This is a genomic window from Pseudomonas uvaldensis, from assembly GCF_021271205.1.
In the GTDB taxonomy this organism is placed as follows: Bacteria; Pseudomonadota; Gammaproteobacteria; order Pseudomonadales; family Pseudomonadaceae; genus Aquipseudomonas; species Aquipseudomonas uvaldensis.
The window spans coordinates 527,036-542,191 of record NZ_JAIWKS010000004.1 but is presented as its reverse complement, the minus strand read 5'-3'; the positions used below and the strand labels follow the sequence as shown (position 1 = coordinate 542,191).

The 15,156-nt window shown below is 61.1% G+C and carries 17 protein-coding genes; 9 read left to right on the top strand and 8 right to left on the bottom strand.

Annotated features, from left to right (window positions below):
• Positions 1 to 66 precede the first annotated feature (66 nt).
• Both LCU97_RS12150 and upp read right to left on the bottom strand, forming a co-directional pair.
• Entirely contained in the window at positions 67 to 1,341 is a 1,275-nt protein-coding gene (locus tag LCU97_RS12150) for a uracil-xanthine permease family protein (protein ID WP_053146546.1), read from the bottom strand.
• A 2-nt stretch (positions 1,342 to 1,343) separates the two neighbouring features.
• Positions 1,344 to 1,982: a uracil phosphoribosyltransferase gene (gene upp / locus LCU97_RS12145; RefSeq protein WP_053146541.1), complete on the bottom strand. Its 639-nt coding sequence runs from the start codon at positions 1,980 to 1,982 to the stop codon at positions 1,344 to 1,346.
• 175 nt (positions 1,983 to 2,157) lie between these two features.
• On the opposite strand from upp, the gene LCU97_RS12140 reads away from it, so the two are divergent.
• Together LCU97_RS12140 and LCU97_RS12135 are read left to right on the top strand one after the other, a co-directional pair.
• Positions 2,158 to 2,715 carry a hypoxanthine-guanine phosphoribosyltransferase gene (locus tag LCU97_RS12140; protein ID WP_053146539.1) on the top strand — a complete coding sequence of 186 codons (558 nt, stop codon included), beginning with the start codon at positions 2,158 to 2,160 and terminating at the stop codon, positions 2,713 to 2,715.
• 3 nt (positions 2,716 to 2,718) lie between these two features.
• Positions 2,719 to 3,192, top strand: a complete 474-nt coding sequence (locus LCU97_RS12135) for a WbuC family cupin fold metalloprotein (RefSeq protein ID WP_053146537.1) — start codon at positions 2,719 to 2,721, stop codon at positions 3,190 to 3,192.
• A gap of 141 nt (positions 3,193 to 3,333) precedes the next feature.
• Here the strand turns inward: LCU97_RS12135 and dauA are convergent, their stop codons facing one another.
• Positions 3,334 to 5,049, bottom strand: coding sequence for a C4-dicarboxylic acid transporter DauA (gene dauA / locus LCU97_RS12130; protein WP_232776512.1), 1,716 nt, complete (start codon positions 5,047 to 5,049; stop codon positions 3,334 to 3,336).
• Positions 5,050 to 5,254: 205 nt separating this feature from the next.
• On the opposite strand from dauA, the gene LCU97_RS12125 reads away from it, so the two are divergent.
• Together LCU97_RS12125 and LCU97_RS12120 are read left to right on the top strand one after the other, a co-directional pair.
• Positions 5,255 to 5,740 (top strand): hypothetical protein, encoded by a 486-nt coding sequence (locus tag LCU97_RS12125; protein ID WP_232776510.1) that lies wholly within the window; start codon positions 5,255 to 5,257, stop codon positions 5,738 to 5,740.
• 62 nt (positions 5,741 to 5,802) lie between these two features.
• Positions 5,803 to 6,090 carry a PA4642 family protein gene (locus tag LCU97_RS12120; RefSeq protein WP_053146530.1) on the top strand — a complete coding sequence of 96 codons (288 nt, stop codon included), beginning with the start codon at positions 5,803 to 5,805 and terminating at the stop codon, positions 6,088 to 6,090.
• 120 nt (positions 6,091 to 6,210) lie between these two features.
• On the opposite strand, the gene mqo is transcribed toward LCU97_RS12120, so the two are convergent.
• Together mqo and LCU97_RS12110 are read right to left on the bottom strand one after the other, a co-directional pair.
• Entirely contained in the window at positions 6,211 to 7,719 is a 1,509-nt protein-coding gene (gene mqo, locus LCU97_RS12115) for a malate dehydrogenase (quinone) (protein WP_053146528.1), read from the bottom strand.
• Between the two features lie 735 nt (positions 7,720 to 8,454).
• Positions 8,455 to 8,688, bottom strand: a complete 234-nt coding sequence (locus LCU97_RS12110; RefSeq protein ID WP_053146525.1) for a hypothetical protein — start codon at positions 8,686 to 8,688, stop codon at positions 8,455 to 8,457.
• A 199-nt stretch (positions 8,689 to 8,887) separates the two neighbouring features.
• On the opposite strand from LCU97_RS12110, the gene LCU97_RS12105 reads away from it, so the two are divergent.
• The gene (locus tag LCU97_RS12105) at positions 8,888 to 9,472 is read left to right on the top strand and encodes a YajG family lipoprotein (protein WP_053146523.1); all 585 of its coding nucleotides are present in this window, start codon (positions 8,888 to 8,890) and stop codon (positions 9,470 to 9,472) included.
• Positions 9,473 to 9,598: 126 nt separating this feature from the next.
• Here LCU97_RS12105 and LCU97_RS12100 read toward each other — a convergent pair whose 3' ends face one another.
• Positions 9,599 to 9,805: a hypothetical protein gene (locus LCU97_RS12100; RefSeq protein ID WP_053146519.1), complete on the bottom strand. Its 207-nt coding sequence runs from the start codon at positions 9,803 to 9,805 to the stop codon at positions 9,599 to 9,601.
• Positions 9,806 to 10,003: 198 nt separating this feature from the next.
• Here LCU97_RS12100 and LCU97_RS12095 point away from each other — a divergent pair, with 198 nt between their 5' ends.
• Positions 10,004 to 10,288: a hypothetical protein gene (locus tag LCU97_RS12095; RefSeq protein WP_232776509.1), complete on the top strand. Its 285-nt coding sequence runs from the start codon at positions 10,004 to 10,006 to the stop codon at positions 10,286 to 10,288.
• A gap of 16 nt (positions 10,289 to 10,304) precedes the next feature.
• Here LCU97_RS12095 and LCU97_RS12090 read toward each other — a convergent pair whose 3' ends face one another.
• Positions 10,305 to 11,471 carry a 1-acyl-sn-glycerol-3-phosphate acyltransferase gene (locus LCU97_RS12090; protein WP_053146515.1) on the bottom strand — a complete coding sequence of 389 codons (1,167 nt, stop codon included), beginning with the start codon at positions 11,469 to 11,471 and terminating at the stop codon, positions 10,305 to 10,307.
• A gap of 140 nt (positions 11,472 to 11,611) precedes the next feature.
• On the opposite strand from LCU97_RS12090, the gene LCU97_RS12085 reads away from it, so the two are divergent.
• From LCU97_RS12085 to LCU97_RS12075, 3 genes are all read left to right on the top strand, one after another.
• Positions 11,612 to 11,794, top strand: coding sequence for a CPXCG motif-containing cysteine-rich protein (locus LCU97_RS12085; RefSeq protein ID WP_232776507.1), 183 nt, complete (start codon positions 11,612 to 11,614; stop codon positions 11,792 to 11,794).
• Between the two features lie 11 nt (positions 11,795 to 11,805).
• On the top strand, positions 11,806 to 12,066 hold the full coding sequence (locus tag LCU97_RS12080; RefSeq protein ID WP_232776506.1) for a putative signal transducing protein: 261 nt from the start codon (positions 11,806 to 11,808) through the stop codon (positions 12,064 to 12,066).
• Between the two features lie 178 nt (positions 12,067 to 12,244).
• Positions 12,245 to 12,868: an SOS response-associated peptidase gene (locus tag LCU97_RS12075; protein WP_232776504.1), complete on the top strand. Its 624-nt coding sequence runs from the start codon at positions 12,245 to 12,247 to the stop codon at positions 12,866 to 12,868.
• Between the two features lie 55 nt (positions 12,869 to 12,923).
• Here the strand turns inward: LCU97_RS12075 and LCU97_RS26980 are convergent, their stop codons facing one another.
• Positions 12,924 to 15,062 carry a methyl-accepting chemotaxis protein gene (locus LCU97_RS26980; protein ID WP_053146508.1) on the bottom strand — a complete coding sequence of 713 codons (2,139 nt, stop codon included), beginning with the start codon at positions 15,060 to 15,062 and terminating at the stop codon, positions 12,924 to 12,926.
• Between the last annotated feature and the right edge of the window lie 94 nt (positions 15,063 to 15,156).

The following is a 15,156-nucleotide window of genomic DNA, read 5'->3' as shown; positions in this document are numbered from 1 at the left end:
GACCACCCAAGATCCACTGTGGGAGCGGGCTTGCTCGCGAAGAGGCCCCGTCAGATAACACACCTATCAGATCAGCGGTTCATCCGCCTTCTTGTGCTTCCAGCTGTCATTGCCCGGCAGGATCAGGTTCAACCCTATCGCCACCACCGCGCACAGTGCGATGCCCTTGAGGCCGAAGTCGTCCGGGCCGTTGCCGGTGCCGATCAGCACGCCGCCGATACCGAACACCAACGTCACCGAAACGATCACCAGGTTGCGTGCCTCGCCCAGGTCGATCTTGTGGCGGATCAGGGTGTTCATGCCCACCGCTGCAATCGAACCGAACAACAGGCACAGGATCCCGCCCATCACGGGTACCGGGATGCTTTGCAGCAGCGCGCCGAACTTGCCGATGAATGCCAGGGCGATGGCGAAGATCGCTGCCCAGGTCATGATCTTCGGGTTGTAGTTCTTGGTCAGCATCACCGCGCCGGTGACTTCGGCGTAAGTGGTATTGGGCGGGCCACCGAACAGGCCGGCGGCGGTGGTGGCGATGCCATCTCCGAACAGGGTGCGGTGCAGGCCAGGTTTTTTCAGGTAGTCGCGACCGGTCACGCTACCCACGGCGATCACGCCGCCGATGTGCTCGATGGCCGGGGCCAGGGCCACCGGTACGATGAACAGGATGGCCTGCCAGTTGAACGCCGGCGCGGTGAAGTTCGGCAGCGCGAACCATGGCGCGGCGGCGATCTTCGCGGTGTCCACCACGCCGAAGAAGAACGACATGGCGAAGCCCACCAGTACGCCGGAAATGATCGGTACCAGACGAAAAATGCCTTTGCCGAATACCGCGACGATCAGAGTAGTGAGCAGGGCCGGCATGGAGATCATCATCGCGGTCTGATAGTGAATCAGCTCGGTGCCGTCACCAGCTTTGCCCATGGCCATGTTCGCGGCAATCGGCGCCATCGCCAGGCCAATGGAAATGATCACCGGACCGATCACCACAGGCGGCAGCAGTCGGTCGATGAAACCGGTGCCCTTGATCTTCACCGCCAGGCCCAGGAAGGTATAGACGAAACCGGCCGCCATCACGCCGCCCATGGTCTCCGCCAGGCCGAACTGGCCCTTGGCGAGAATGATCGGGGTGATGAATGCAAAGCTGGAGGCCAGAAACACCGGCACCTGGCGCCCGGTCACCACCTGGAACAGGATCGTGCCCAGGCCGGCGGTGAACAGTGCCACGTTGGGGTCCAGCCCGGTGATCAGCGGCATCAGCACCAGCGCGCCAAAGGCGACGAACAACATCTGGGCACCGGACACCACCTGCCGCCAGAGCGGATCGTTGAACTCATCCTGCATGTTCAAGCGTCCTTCTGCTTGGTGCCGAAGATCTTGTCACCGGCATCGCCCAGGCCCGGGATGATGTAGCCATGCTCGTTGAGCTTCTGGTCGATGGAGGCGGTATAGATGGTCACGTCGGGGTGGGCGTCTTCCACAGCCTTGATGCCTTCAGGCGCGGCCACCAGCACCATGGCGCGGATGTCCCGGCAACCGGCTTTTTTCAGCAGGTCGATGGTGGCGACCATGGAGCTGCCCGTGGCGAGCATCGGGTCGATGATCATCGCCAGGCGCTCGTCGATTTCCGGCACCAGTTTTTCCAGGTAGGTATGGGCTTGCAACGTTTCTTCATTACGGGCCACGCCCACCGCGCTGACCTTGGCACCCGGGATCAGGCTCAGCACGCCTTCGAGCATGCCGATGCCGGCACGCAGGATCGGCACCACGGTGATCTTCTTGCCGGCGATTTTTTCCACCTGGACCGCTCCGGCCCAACCGTCGATGCTGTAGGTTTCCAGCGGCAGGTCCTTGGTGGCTTCGTAGGTGAGCAGCGCACCGACTTCCTGAGCGAGCTCGCGGAAGTTCTTCGTGCTGATGTCGGCGCGGCGCATCAGGCCGAGTTTGTGTCTGATCAGCGGATGGCGGATCTCGAGGATGGGCATGGGAAGGCTCCGGCGGCGGGCAAAAAAACCGGGCTAGATTAATCTATCCGGGGATGTTGTCCTATAGACAATACAGAACGTTAGTCCACAAACGCTTGATCTGGCCTCGCTTGATGCGTACCTTTGCCGGCTTTTCCGAACCCGTCCCTCCCCTCAAACGCCACTGGAGAGCGCCATGTCCGCTGATCTCGAGCATATCCGTCAAATCATGCGAGAGGCTGACTGCCTGTACACCGAAGCCGAAGTCGAAGCGGCCATCGCCCGTGTCGGTGCGCAAATCAACGACCAATTGGCCGATAGCAACCCTGTGGTGTTCTGTGTCATGAACGGCGGGCTGATTTTCTCCGGCAAGCTGCTGACTTATCTGAACTTCCCGCTGGAAGCGTCTTACCTTCACGCCACCCGCTACCGCAACGAAACCAGCGGTGGCGACCTGTTCTGGAAAGCCAAGCCGGAAGTCTCGTTCATCGACCGCGATGTCTTGATCATCGACGACATCCTGGACGAAGGTCACACCCTGGGCGCGATCATTGACTTCTGCCGGCATGCCGGTGCCCGCGCGGTGCACACCGCCGTACTGATCGACAAGGATCATGACCGCAAGGCCCGTCCAGACCTGAAGGCCGATTTCGTGGGCCTGCCCTGCGAGGACCGTTACATCTTCGGCTATGGCATGGACTACAAGGGCTACTGGCGCAACGCCAACGGTATTTTCGCCGTCAAGGGGATGTAATCGATGAACCAGCCGAGCTTTCTGGATGAGGCGCTGTTCGGTGCGTTAGCCGAGAAAGCGGCGGCCAATCCCCGCGGGCGACAACACCACAATTTCCACCAGATGGACGAGCCGTGCCACCGCATGGCGGTGGGGTTGCAGCCGTCCACGTACATCCCGCCTCATCGACATCTGAGCGCCGACAAGGCTGAAACCCTGCTGGTCCTGCGGGGGCGTCTCGGTGTGTTGATCTTCGACGAGGCGGGTGCCGTGATCGACAAGCGCGTTCTGCAAGCCGGGGGCGATTGCCTCGGTGTCGACTTGCCGGCGGGTGTGTATCACGGTCTGGTGGTGCTGGAGGCCGATAGCCTGATGTTCGAATGCAAGGCCGGTCCTTACCGGCCTGTGGGCGAGGGTGAACTGGCTCATTGGGCGCCTCGCGAAGGCGAAGCGGGCGTGGCCGAATATCACGCCTGGATGCGCGCCCAGTTCGACTAAAGGTGCGGTTCATCCCGTGGGAGCAAAGCTTGCTCGCGATGAATGATTACGCGATCTTCTGACCGAGCGAGGTGTTTTCATCGCGAGCAAGCTTTGCTCCCACAGCCTTGCTCTCAAGCCTCAAGCCTCAAGCCTCAAGCCTCAAGCCTCAAGCCACTGCTCACTCTTGACCCGTGCCTGTTCCAACGTCTGCACATACGCTAATTGGCGCTGCTCGCGATGGACACCGGCGCGGCGCAGTTTCAGGCGCACCCGTGGGGCGGTCGCCACCAGGATCAGGCCGATGCCCTGCCTGCGGTAATCCTTGAGGATGTTGTCAAATGCGGCCAATGCGGTCATGTCCAGCATCGGCACGGCACTCATTTCCACGACCACCACCCGGACACCTGGATCGAACTTGCGTAGTACGTCCAGGGCTTTTTCCGCCGCGCCGAAAAACAGCGGGCCGCGAATGGCGTAGCAGCGTACATGTTCTGGCATGTCCAGCAACGCTTGATGAAACTGGCGCGGCAATTCGGCACTGTCGGTCAGTTCGCTCATGCGCTTGATGAACAACCCGGCGGCCAGCAGCAGGCCGACAGCAACGGCCAGGACCATGTCGAACAATACCGTCAGGCTCAGGCAGGTCAGCAACACCAGTACGTCGCTGCGTGGGGCAATGCGCAGGGTGTGCAGCACATGCCCGGCCTCGCTCATGTTCCAGGCCACCATCACCAGCAATGCGGCCAGCGCGGCCATGGGCAGGTAGCTGAAGAGCGGCGCCAGCAGCAACATCGCCAGCAGCACTACGAGGCTGTGGATGATCGCGGCCAGCGGAGAAGACGCGCCGCTGCGCACATTGGTGGCGCTACGGGCAATCGCCGCCGTGGCGGTAATGCCACCGAAGAGCGGCGCGACCAGGTTGCCCAGGCCCTGGCCCATCAGCTCGGCATTGGGATCGTGCTTGTTGCCGGTCATGCCGTCCGCCACCACGGCGCACAACAGCGATTCGATGGCGCCGAGCATGGCGATGGCGAATGCGGGCGCCATCAGCTGGCGAATCAGGTCGTAGGAAAGCTGCAACGGTCGACCGTTGCTGTCCGGCAGGTTCCAGGGCCAGTCGAAGGTCGGCAAGAATGGCGGAATACCTGGGTGGCTGACGCCATCGACCATATAGCTGAAGCGTTCGCCCAGCGTCGCGATCGGCCAGCCAGCGAGCTCCAGCGCTACACCCAACAAAGCCCCGACGAGCAGCGCGACCAGATGCCCCGGAACGCGAGGGACCCAGCGTGGCCAGGCAATCAGCACCGCCAGGCAAGTGACGCCGACGACGCCATCGCCCAATCGGGCGCTGGGCAGCGCCACGATCAACGCGCCCAACTGTTCGATGTAGTGCTGGGCCTGGCCTGCGGTGCTCAGGCCGAGCAGATCCTTCAACTGCAATGTGGCGATGACCACGCCGATGCCGGCGGTGAAACCGAGGATGACCGGATAGGGGATGTACTGGATCAACCGTCCGGCGCGCATCAGCCCCAGGGCGATCAGGATCAGGCCGGCCAGCATCGTGCACAACAGCAGGCCGCCCACTCCATATTGCTGGGTAATCGGGAGCAGGATCACCACGAACGCGGCGGTCGGCCCACTCACGTTGAACCGCGAGCCGCCAGTCAGGGCAATCAGCGGCGCGGCCACCAGCACCGTGTACAAGCCATGTTGCGGCGGTACGCCGACGGCGATTGCCAGGGCCATGGCCAGGGGAATGGCAATGATGCCGACGGTCAGCCCGGCCACCAGGTCGCCGCGCAGGCGTTCCAGGGTGTAACCGGCGCGCCAGGATTGGCGAAAGGCGGCGAACAGAGGCAGGGCGGAGAAGGACATGGGCACTCCACACAGAGGATTGGGCAAACGCCTGACCCGTGGCGAGGGAGCAGGCTCCCTCGCCACAAAAGCCATCACCACATCTTGCGCAATGATGGCCCTTTGAGTATGCCGCGCTCGGGGCCCGGATGTATTGATCCGGATCGTTTATTTTCAACGACCATGCCCATGCTAGAGTGCCAGACCAAGATTCCGGAGCCTGCCAATGAGTGTATCGACCCGCCGCCGCACCGCTTTGCTGTTGCTATCCAGCCTGACCCTTGCGGTCGAAGCCGCGCCGATGCACAGCCAGTTCCTGCCACCCGATGACCTGACGGTGCGCCAGGAGCAACCTGATCAGCAGCAACTGCTGCAAGTCACCGAATATTCGGTGGTGCTGGGTAACCAGCGCCAGTCCAACCAGCAACCGATCCCGGTCACGTCGCCTTTGCTGGTACGCCTCAAAGGCAAGCCCCTGAACAAGGGCGCCACCATCAGCCAAGTGATCCTCAACTTCGATGGTGAAAGTAAAAGCCTGAAGAAGCCGGTCTTCGACGAGACGAGCAAAACCCTGACATTGTCTTATCCACAGGCCCATTACCGGGCAGTCATCGATTTATTGCGTAACGACACGGTGTATGTGCAGTTTCTCAGTTACCCCAACGGCCACATCTGGGCCGACCTGCATACCGGGGCCGTACGCCCGCGTTGAGCCCCGGGCCCTGCCGGGGGTAAACTGCCCGCCCCCGTGAACTGTGCGAGTTGGAGCCGGCAATGCGTAAAGACAAGAAACAGGTGATTGGCGATGAAATTGGCGATGAACAGATCAAGCTGTTCCTCAATTTCGAACCGGCCGATGCTACCTCGCCGTCGCTGCACAAACTGATCAAGGGCTACCGTGGCCTGCGGGTCGACGATTTCGAACGGTTCCTGACGTTTTTCGTCGAAGCCGGCTATGACCTCAACGGCAAGGATGAGCACGGTAACGATTTCGTTGCGCTGATCCAGGACCAGCGTAATGCCGAAGAGTACATCGAACTGTTCAACAAGGCGCGTGGTTGATTGATCCCGGGCCTGTGCAGCAGGCCAGCGGGAGCGAGTGTCCTCGCCTCGGCGCAATGTCCAGATAAAAAAACGCCCCGCTCTCGGAAAAGAGCGGGGCGTTTTTCATGGGGGGGCGAATCAAGCGTAGCTCGGGGTCTCGCTGCTTTCTTCAACCAGGCCCAGCGCAATGTTGTTCTGCGCATTGATCTTGCGATACAGCGCCGCATCGGTTTCCAGCACCTTTTCCCGGGCCGGGAAGATTTCCGCGAGCTTGGCGGCCCATTCACCCTTGGCCTTGTCCGGGAAGCAGCGCTCGATCAGCTCGAGCATGATCGAAACGGTGACCGAAGCGCCTGGCGATGCGCCGAGCAGGGCGGCGAGGGTGCCGTCCTTGGCTGCCACCAGTTCGGTGCCGAATTGCAGGACACCGCCTTTCTTCGGGTCTTTCTTGATGATCTGCACCCGTTGGCCGGCCACTTCCAGGCGCCAGTCCTCGGCTTTCGCCTCGGGGTAGAAGCGACGAAGCGATTCCAGGCGTTGCTCCATGGACTGCATCACTTCGCTGATCAGGTATTTGGTCAGGTCCATGTTGTCGCGGGCCACGGCCAGCATCGGGCCGATGTTGCCGGCGCGTACCGACAGCGGCAGGTCCATGATCGAGCCGTGCTTGAGGAATTTGGTGGTGAAACCGGCGTACGGCCCGAACAGCAGAGATTTTTTGCCATCGACCACGCGGGTGTCCAGGTGCGGTACCGACATGGGCGGCGAACCCACCGCGGCCTGGCTGTAGACCTTGGCCTGGTGATGCTTGACCACGTCCGGGTTGTCACAACGCAGCCACTGGCCGCTGACCGGGAAGCCGCCGAAGCCCTTGCTCTCCTCGATGCCCGAAGCTTGCAGCAATGGCAATGCCGCGCCGCCGGCACCCAGGAATACGAACTTGGCGTCTACATCACGGCTGGAGCCGGAGTTGACGTCCTTGATGCTCACGGTCCAGCCACTGCCGTTGCGCTTGAGGCCGGTGACGCGCTTGCAGTACTTGACCTGGGTATCCGGGGCGCTGGTCAGGTGCTTTAGCAATTGATTGGTCAGGGCGCCGAAGTTGACGTCGGTACCGTTCATGACGCGGGTGGCGGCGATGACTTCATCGGCCGGTCGGCCTGGCATCATCAGCGGCATCCACTCGGCCATCTTGCCTTTGTCTTCGGTGTATTCCATCTCGGAAAAAGCGTGATGCCGGCTCAGCAGTTCGAAACGCTTCTTCAGGAACGACACGCCTTTCTCGCCCTGTACGAAACTCAGGTGTGGCACCGGGGCGATAAAGGATTTGGATGAGCCGAACGTGCTTTTCCTGGTCAGGTACGTCCAGAACTGCTTCGACACCTCGAACTGGGTGTTGATGTGCACAGCTTTCTTGATATCGACAGTGCCGTCGGCCGCCTGGGGCGTGTAGTTCAGTTCACACAGCCCGGCGTGGCCGGTACCGGCGTTGTTCCACGGGTTGGAACTCTCCGCGGCACCGGAATCCATCAGCTCGACGACTTCCAGCGAAATCGCGGGGTCGAGCTCCTTGAGCAGCACGGCCAGGGTGGCACTCATGATGCCGGCCCCTACCAGAACTACGTCGACTGCTTCGTTATGCGCCATTTAACGCGTCTCCAAAATCTGCAGCACCAAATTGTCGGCATGGCGGCCAGGATTGGCGGGGCAGGTCGGTTGCGCCCCAGGTTCCCATGGCCAGTTACGCCATGTCCGAATCTTCGCAATTTTTCGCAACACTGCGGATGCATGCAGCCTGGCCTCAAGAGTCCCATGAACTCATTTAAGCGCCGGGCGGGCAATTCGACTTATGGCCGAGACATCCGTTCGTGCAACCAAATCCGTAGCGGACAGGCTTCAGGCGACGGTTCTTGAGCGATATCCGGTCCTGTGTCGTTGGGCTGTTCCAGACGCCAATGGTGCTTGTTCAGACGCAAAACTATTCATTTGCTCGCCACACTCTTGTGAAGTTGTGAAAACCCGTTTTTTCACGCTCTTTTGAAGACGTGAACCTCAAAAAAGGGCTGTCCCAGCCTGGCACCGCGCCCGGTTGACTCGCCCCCATGTAGTACATGACAGGCAAAACGGGCAGACAGCTCAGTGACCGAGCGTAATGACAGCTCTGCAGATTCGCGAAAAGTGGTGACTTGCCCGGAAACAGGGGGCGCGCCAGCTTCACTCGATCTGTGTGGGCGGCTCTCTGTGGGCGATGCGGGGTGCCGATGACAGTGCATCAGCGGTGTTGCGAGGCCCGATCAGGAGACGTCCTTATAATCGGGGGGAGATTGTAACGAAGAAACGCAGGGAAATGGTCGTGTTTTATGACTTTTATTAGCCGTCCGGTCAGATGGCCAACAGTTGGCGGTTGCGGGCACGGGCACGAAGCGGTTGTACCCGAGCGCTGGCAGGCAACGGCTGGTTCAGCCAGTTGAGGCGAATTTCGTCGATTTCCACCCAGCCTTCGCCCATGGGTTGCAGGCTGCATTGCTTGAACGCTTGGCAGCGGCCGTCGCGGTCCAGCAGGGCGAAGCTGCGGTGTTGCGGGCGTGGGGTGAACAGCGAAATGAAAAAACGCATGATCGAATACCGTATAGGGGAGCTTGGAGTCAGCCTGACAGCGGGCCATGACATGTCGGTGTAAGGACCGTGACAATGGAGTGACAGGAACCGGAATTGGCGGTTCATGTCATAGATTTCGGTATTCGTCGGCTAGTTCGCCGCCCTGGCGCACCGCTATACTGCGGGCCTGTCAGTGCCCGATTCTGGAGAGAAGAGCATGTTGCAACGCCTGTTGTTCGGTTTGATCGCTGTGACCAGTCTGACCCTCGTCGGCTGTGCCCACAGCCCGCAACAACTTAACCCGGAACCCAAGCTCAACGCCCAATTGGCGCCTGTGGGGCGCGGCCAGCCGGTGGTGGTGCGGGTGGTGGACGGTCGTCCGTCGCCGACCCTTGGCACCCGTGGTGGCCTGTACCCGGAAACCAGCGTGATCACGGTGCAAGGCGCACAGATCCTGCCCAAGCTGCAGGCCCAGGCCGAAGCGGCGGTGCGTTTGCTCGGCTTCACCCCGACCCCGAATGCGATGAACGCACCGCAACTGACGGTCACCCTGGCCGAGCTGAAATATCAATCGCCCAAGGAAGGCATGTACGTGACCGAAGCCACCATCGGCGCGACCTTCCGATCCGATGTGCAGAATGCCAACCGTCGCTATAGCGGTCGGTATGGCGCTTCGCTGGACCAGCGCTTCGGCATGGCACCCAACCAGGACACGAACACCAAGCTGGTCAGCGACGTATTGAGCGACGCTCTGACCCGACTGTTCAAGGATCCGACCATTGGCCAGGTGCTGGCTGAGTAGGATTTCCCGGTCTTCCAGGCAATTCCACCCGGTGGGAGCGAGCCTGCTCGCGATGGCGATGGCACATTCGAAATCAATGTGACCGATAAATCGCTATCGCGAGCAGGCTCGCTCCCACAGTCGTTTTCATGCAGCCTGCGAGTACAACTCCAGCACACTGATGCCGGTCAGCAGGTCGGTCTCGGGCAGGTCGGCATGTTGATGGCCGCCAAGGGCGCAATACACCAGCCAGTGCCGATCCTGTACGTTGAAGGACAGGCTTCCGACAAGGTTCTGTTGTTCCTCGCTCGGGGTGATGAGGTAGAGACGATCCTGGTTTTCAGCGTGGAGCATGGTGGGGTCCGTGCAGGTTTTTGACGGGCGACAGAGTGGCCTGCTCAGATGACGAAATCGTGACGGCTGAAATTAATCTGTGGCTCAGTCCAGCGGCAAGCGAGCCTTGCTCCACAGGTCGGAAAAAACAGGGCAGGGCTGCGTGCTTTCGGTAGAATCCCCGCCCCGTTCGTCTGGTCGCGCTCTTTGAGGTTTTCGATGTCGCTGCATCTGCTTTCGCTGTTCGCCAATCATCCTGCCAAGCTGATCAACCTGATCGCCCTGCTGTTTGCCTGCCCTGGCGGTTGGTTGCTGCACGCCACGCGCCGTCGTGAACTGCGGGCGCGGGCCAGCCTCGAAGCGCGCAATGGCAATGGCGAAGAACGGTTCGAAGCGCTGCTGGACCTGGCGACCCAGCGCATGAACCGATTCTTCTACCGATTCGGTTTCGGCTGCCTGGCGCTGGCGTTGTTGGTTTCCTGGATCAGCACGCAGATCCGTTGAGGCAGCATTTGGCGCCTTACAGCGCCAACCCCGCCTTGACCCGATATTGATTACGCACCGGTGTCGCATATTGCAGCACCAGGAATGGACGGTGTTCCGCCGGGCAGGCGTCCAGCCGGCGTTGCCATTCTTCCTGGGCCTTGGCCAATTCCTCGGCGCCAAATACCTCGGCCGCTTTCGGAACCTCCAGTTGCGGGTCGGCGTCGGCCCACTGGGCGTAAGCCAGGTAATGCACCGGGAACAGGCGATAGCCACCGAGAATCTGCCGGTCCATTTCCTGGGCCAATTGCTTGGTGTCTTCGAACAGCTCGGTGATCGGCGCGGCAAAGTTCACGTGTACCCGACCCTTGTAGCCGGTGATGCCCTTGGCGATGCTCACGTCATCTTCGCCCGGGGCCTTGGTGTAGGTGCCGGTGGTGGCGCGGATATACAGCTCCCGCGCCTTGGCCTGGTCGCACGGGTCGTATTCATAGCTGATGGACACGGGAGTGAGGTTCAGCGATTGGATGACCTCACCGAACGGCTCGTCCTTGCGACTCATATGGAACATCTTGAGGATCGCCGACTCGGTACGGTCGTCGCCGTCCTTGGCCCGGCCCTCGGCCTGGGCGATCCAGATCGAAGCGCAGTCGTTGCGGATCGAGTGGTTGATGTAGGCCGAAAGCAATTGATACGCCGCCAGCTTCTCCTTCCGCCCGGTGAGGGAGCGGTGCACGATGAAGCTCTTGTTCAGGCGCATCAGGTCGCTGACGAAGGGTTTTTGCAGCAGGTTGTCGCCAATGGCAATGCGTGGGGTCGGCAGGCCAGCGTGGTAGACGGCGTAGTTGACGAAGGCCGGGTCCATGACGATGTCGCGGTGGTTGGCGATGAACAGGTAAGCACTGCCTGACTTGAATTGCTCCACCCCGGTGTAGGTCACGCCATCGGTGGCGCGTTCGATGGTGTGGTCGACGTAGAACTCCACTTTATCCTGCAAGGTGGCGACCGAGGTCACGCCGGCGAACTCTCGACGCAATCTTTGCGCTATAAGAGGTTTGAGCATCCAGCCGAAAGCACCGGCCAGGCGCGGAAAGCGGAAGTGGGTGAGGATATCTAGAAACGCCTTGTCGCCGAGCAACCGTGCCAGCACCGCTGGGACTTCGCTGTCGTCGTAAGGTCGGATGGCATCGAATTCGCCCATCATGCTCTCTTGTTGGAAACGGCTAAGGTAAGTTAAGGGTTCGATCAAAAAAACGACAGGGCACGGCCTGGAAAACAAGCCAGACGAAAATAGCCCTGCAAATAGACCGGCGATTATACGCACAAGTCACCTGGGAGACCGCGATGCTGGAATCTGCTCTTTACGATTGTCCCTATTGTGGTGAAGAGGTTGAGACGACCGTGGACCTGTCCGGTGGTGACCAGACCTATATCGAGGACTGCCAGGTTTGTTGCAAGCCCATCACCTTCGTCTTGCAGGTTCACGAAGAGGAGTGGCATCTCACGGTCTACAGCGAAAACGAATGACGGGGGCGCCGATGCAGCGAATCTACGAACTGGAAAACCTGATGGAGGGCGAGCTGCTGCAAGGCATGCTCGCCAGCGAAGGCATTACGGCGTATCTGGTGGGGCGTGATTTGGTCGGCGGGATCGGTGAGTTGCCGGTGCAGGGCCTGCTGGGGCTGGCGGTGGAGGACGACCAGGCGCAACGCGCCAGGGAATTGATCGCTGTCTACAATGTCGCGCTGCCATTGCCTGGCGATGAACCCGACAGTTATCCCGGCACGCTGGTCTGTTAGGCTCTGTACGAAAAGTCTTGATACTCGTTCATGCTGCGTTGAATACAGCCTCGCAATGCTCATGTACTCCAGTACACTGCGCTCGCTCGGCTGTTTTCGCCTCGCCTGACCTGCGTCTCAAGGCTTTTCGTACAAAGCCTAGGCTGGCGGCCCGTTTGATCAAGAGTTGTGTTGCCCCATGTGTGGACGTTATGCCCTGTTTCGCTGGAACCCCGCTTTCGCGGCCTTGCCCGGCTTCCCCGCCGACCAGAAGGCCCAATGGAATATTTCGCCCAATGACTCGGTGCTGATGCTGCGGGCCGACGCCGAAGGCCGGCGCGAACTGGCGCGGGCGCGTTGGGGGCTGACGCCGCCATGGTTGACCGACTTGTCGCGCACGCCCGCCCATGCCCGGGCCGAAACCGTGGCCGAGCAACCAATGTTCCGTGAAGCCTTGCGCCTGCGCCGCTGCCTGTTGCCGGCGAACGGTTTTTATGAGTGGCGTGGTGGCACGCGCAAGCGGCCTTTCTGGCTGACGCCCGGAGAAGGTTCGTCGCTGTTCTTTGCCGCGATCTGGGAAGCGTACCCGGTGCAGGAACAGGTGTGGCTGAGCACCGCGGTTATCACCCAGCCGGCGGCGGGGCAACGCCGGCCGTTGATTCTGAATGAAGAGGGGCAGCGGATATGGCTCGACCCCGAGACGCCGTTGCATGCCTTGCAAGGGCTGCTGGCGAGCGAGCCGGCGCAACTGCGCGAGCGGGTGCTGGCGAACCTGGTCAACGATCCGAAGCTCAACGGGCCGGAGTGCCTGACTCCGGCTTGAGTATGCGGTGCCTGGGCTGGTCCCATCGCGAGCCTGCTCGCGATGGGACCCTGGATCAGACCCTGAACTGATTGATCAACCGCCGCTGCTGTTCCGCCAACTTGGTCAAACCCGCACTGGCTTCACTGGACTCATCCGCGCCGCCCGCCACTTCGTTCGCCACCTGCCCGATGTTGATCACGTTGCGGTTGATGTCGTCGGCCACGGCGCTTTGCTCTTCGGCGGCGCTGGCGATCTGGGTGTTCATGTCATTGATCACCGATACGGCCTGGGTGATGGTTTCCAGGGCCTGGGCTGCTTTTGACGCGTGTCGCACACTCTCATCGGTACGGTGCTGGCTGTCTTCCATCACCCGCACGACGTCTCGTGTGCCCTGTTGCAGTTGCTGGATCATCGATTGTATTTCTTCCGTGGCCTGTTGTGTCTTCTGCGCCAGGTTGCGTACCTCGTCGGCTACTACCGCGAAGCCGCGACCCTGTTCGCCGGCCCGGGCTGCCTCGATGGCCGCGTTGAGGGCCAGCAGGTTGGTCTGCTCGGCGATCCCGCGGATCGCGGTGAGAATCGCATTGATGTTCTCGCTGTCCTTGGCCAGGTTTTGCACCACGCCCACCGCCCGGCCGATTTCCACGGCCAGGGCGCCGATGGCGGTGGAGGTGTCCCGCACGATCTGCATGCCCTGGCTTGCGGCCTGATCCGCGTGGCTGGCGGCCTGGGCGGCCTGGGTCGCGTTGCGCGCCACGTCCTGGGCGGTGGCGGTCATTTCCTGCACGGCAGTGGCGACCTGATCGATCTCCGACATTTGCTTGTGCACGCCCTGGTTGGTGCGGATCGCGATGTCGGCGGTGTGCTCCGAGGAATCGCTGACGCTTTGCACTGAAATCACCACTTGGCTGATCATGCCCTGCAACTTGCTCAGGAAAGTGTTGAAGCCTCTGGCGATTGCGCCCAGTTCATCGGCACGGTCGCTGACCAGGCGACGGGTCAGGTCGCCTTCGCCCTGGGCGATGTCATCGAGCATCGCCACCATCTGCTTGAGTGGCCGGGCGATGCCATGACCCACCAGCCAGATCACCAAGAGGCCAATACCGGCAATCACCAGCCCCACCATGGCCATGCCGAAGATGTCGGTTTCGCGTTGTTGGTCGAGGTCATGCTGCAAGGCTTGCAGGTCGGCCATCACTGCATTCAGTGGCAGCTGCAGCATCAGCGTCCAGCGAGCGCTGGTCTCGCCGATGCCGAACGGCATGTACACCTCGATGTGCCCGTGTTCTTCATCGATGTCGTAGCGCACTTCACCGACGCCGAGCCGGGCCAGGTTGTCCAGCTCACTGGCGTCCAGCAGGTCGCTGGCCTTCTCTCCGAGTTTGCTCGGATCCTTGGTGAACGCCACCAGCCGGTTATTGCTGGACAGCAGCGCCATTTCCCCTGCGCCGTTGTACAGTTTGCCATCAGCGGCAACGAGCATGTCCTGGATGAAGTTCACCGACAGGTCGGCCCCGACGATGCCCTGAAACTTGCCATCGACCATGATCGGTTCGATGAACGAGGCGAGCATGGTCATGGTGCTGCCGACGCGATAGGGCGCCGGGTCGATGACGCAGGCTTTCCTGCTTTCCTGGGAGCACAGGTAGTACTCGCTGGCGCGGATACCCGTGGACAGCATTTTCTGGTCGGTCACGTCGGCGAGTTTTTCCAGGCCCAGGGTGCCGTCCTGGTTGCGGAACCACCACGGCAGGAAACGGCCGTTGGTTTCCATGCCCACCACCTGGCTGTTCACGTAGCTGGCGTCGTTGTGGTCGATGGCGTTCGGTTCCCAGGCGATGTAGGCGCCCAGGACTTTCGGATTGCGCACCACGGTTTCGCGCAACAGACTGATCATCTGTTCACGGGGAATCTTCAATTGCGGGTTGCCGTCCGTGCCGTTCATGCCCATCAAGGCATTCGTAGTGGCCACGCCTTTGGCAAGCAGCAGTGGCGCTTCCAGTTCCCGCTGGATCAGGCTGGCCTGGGTATGGGCCAGGGCGCTTAGGCGTTGCTCGATGAGTTGCTCGAACTGCGCCTTCGTACGCTGCTGCACCATCTCCTGGGTGCGGGCGCCGGCAAACAGCGCGTACAGCACCAGGGCACCGACCACGCTGAGTACGATGGCACCGGCCAGGGCTGCGACGGAAAATTGGATCGATTTGAATTTCATAAAGGCTCCGGACGCGGGAATGACGTCTGAAGCTTGTATCGGCATCTTCGGGGCCCGGCATGAGAGGCTGCTCGTCGGATGGCTTTTTTGCGAT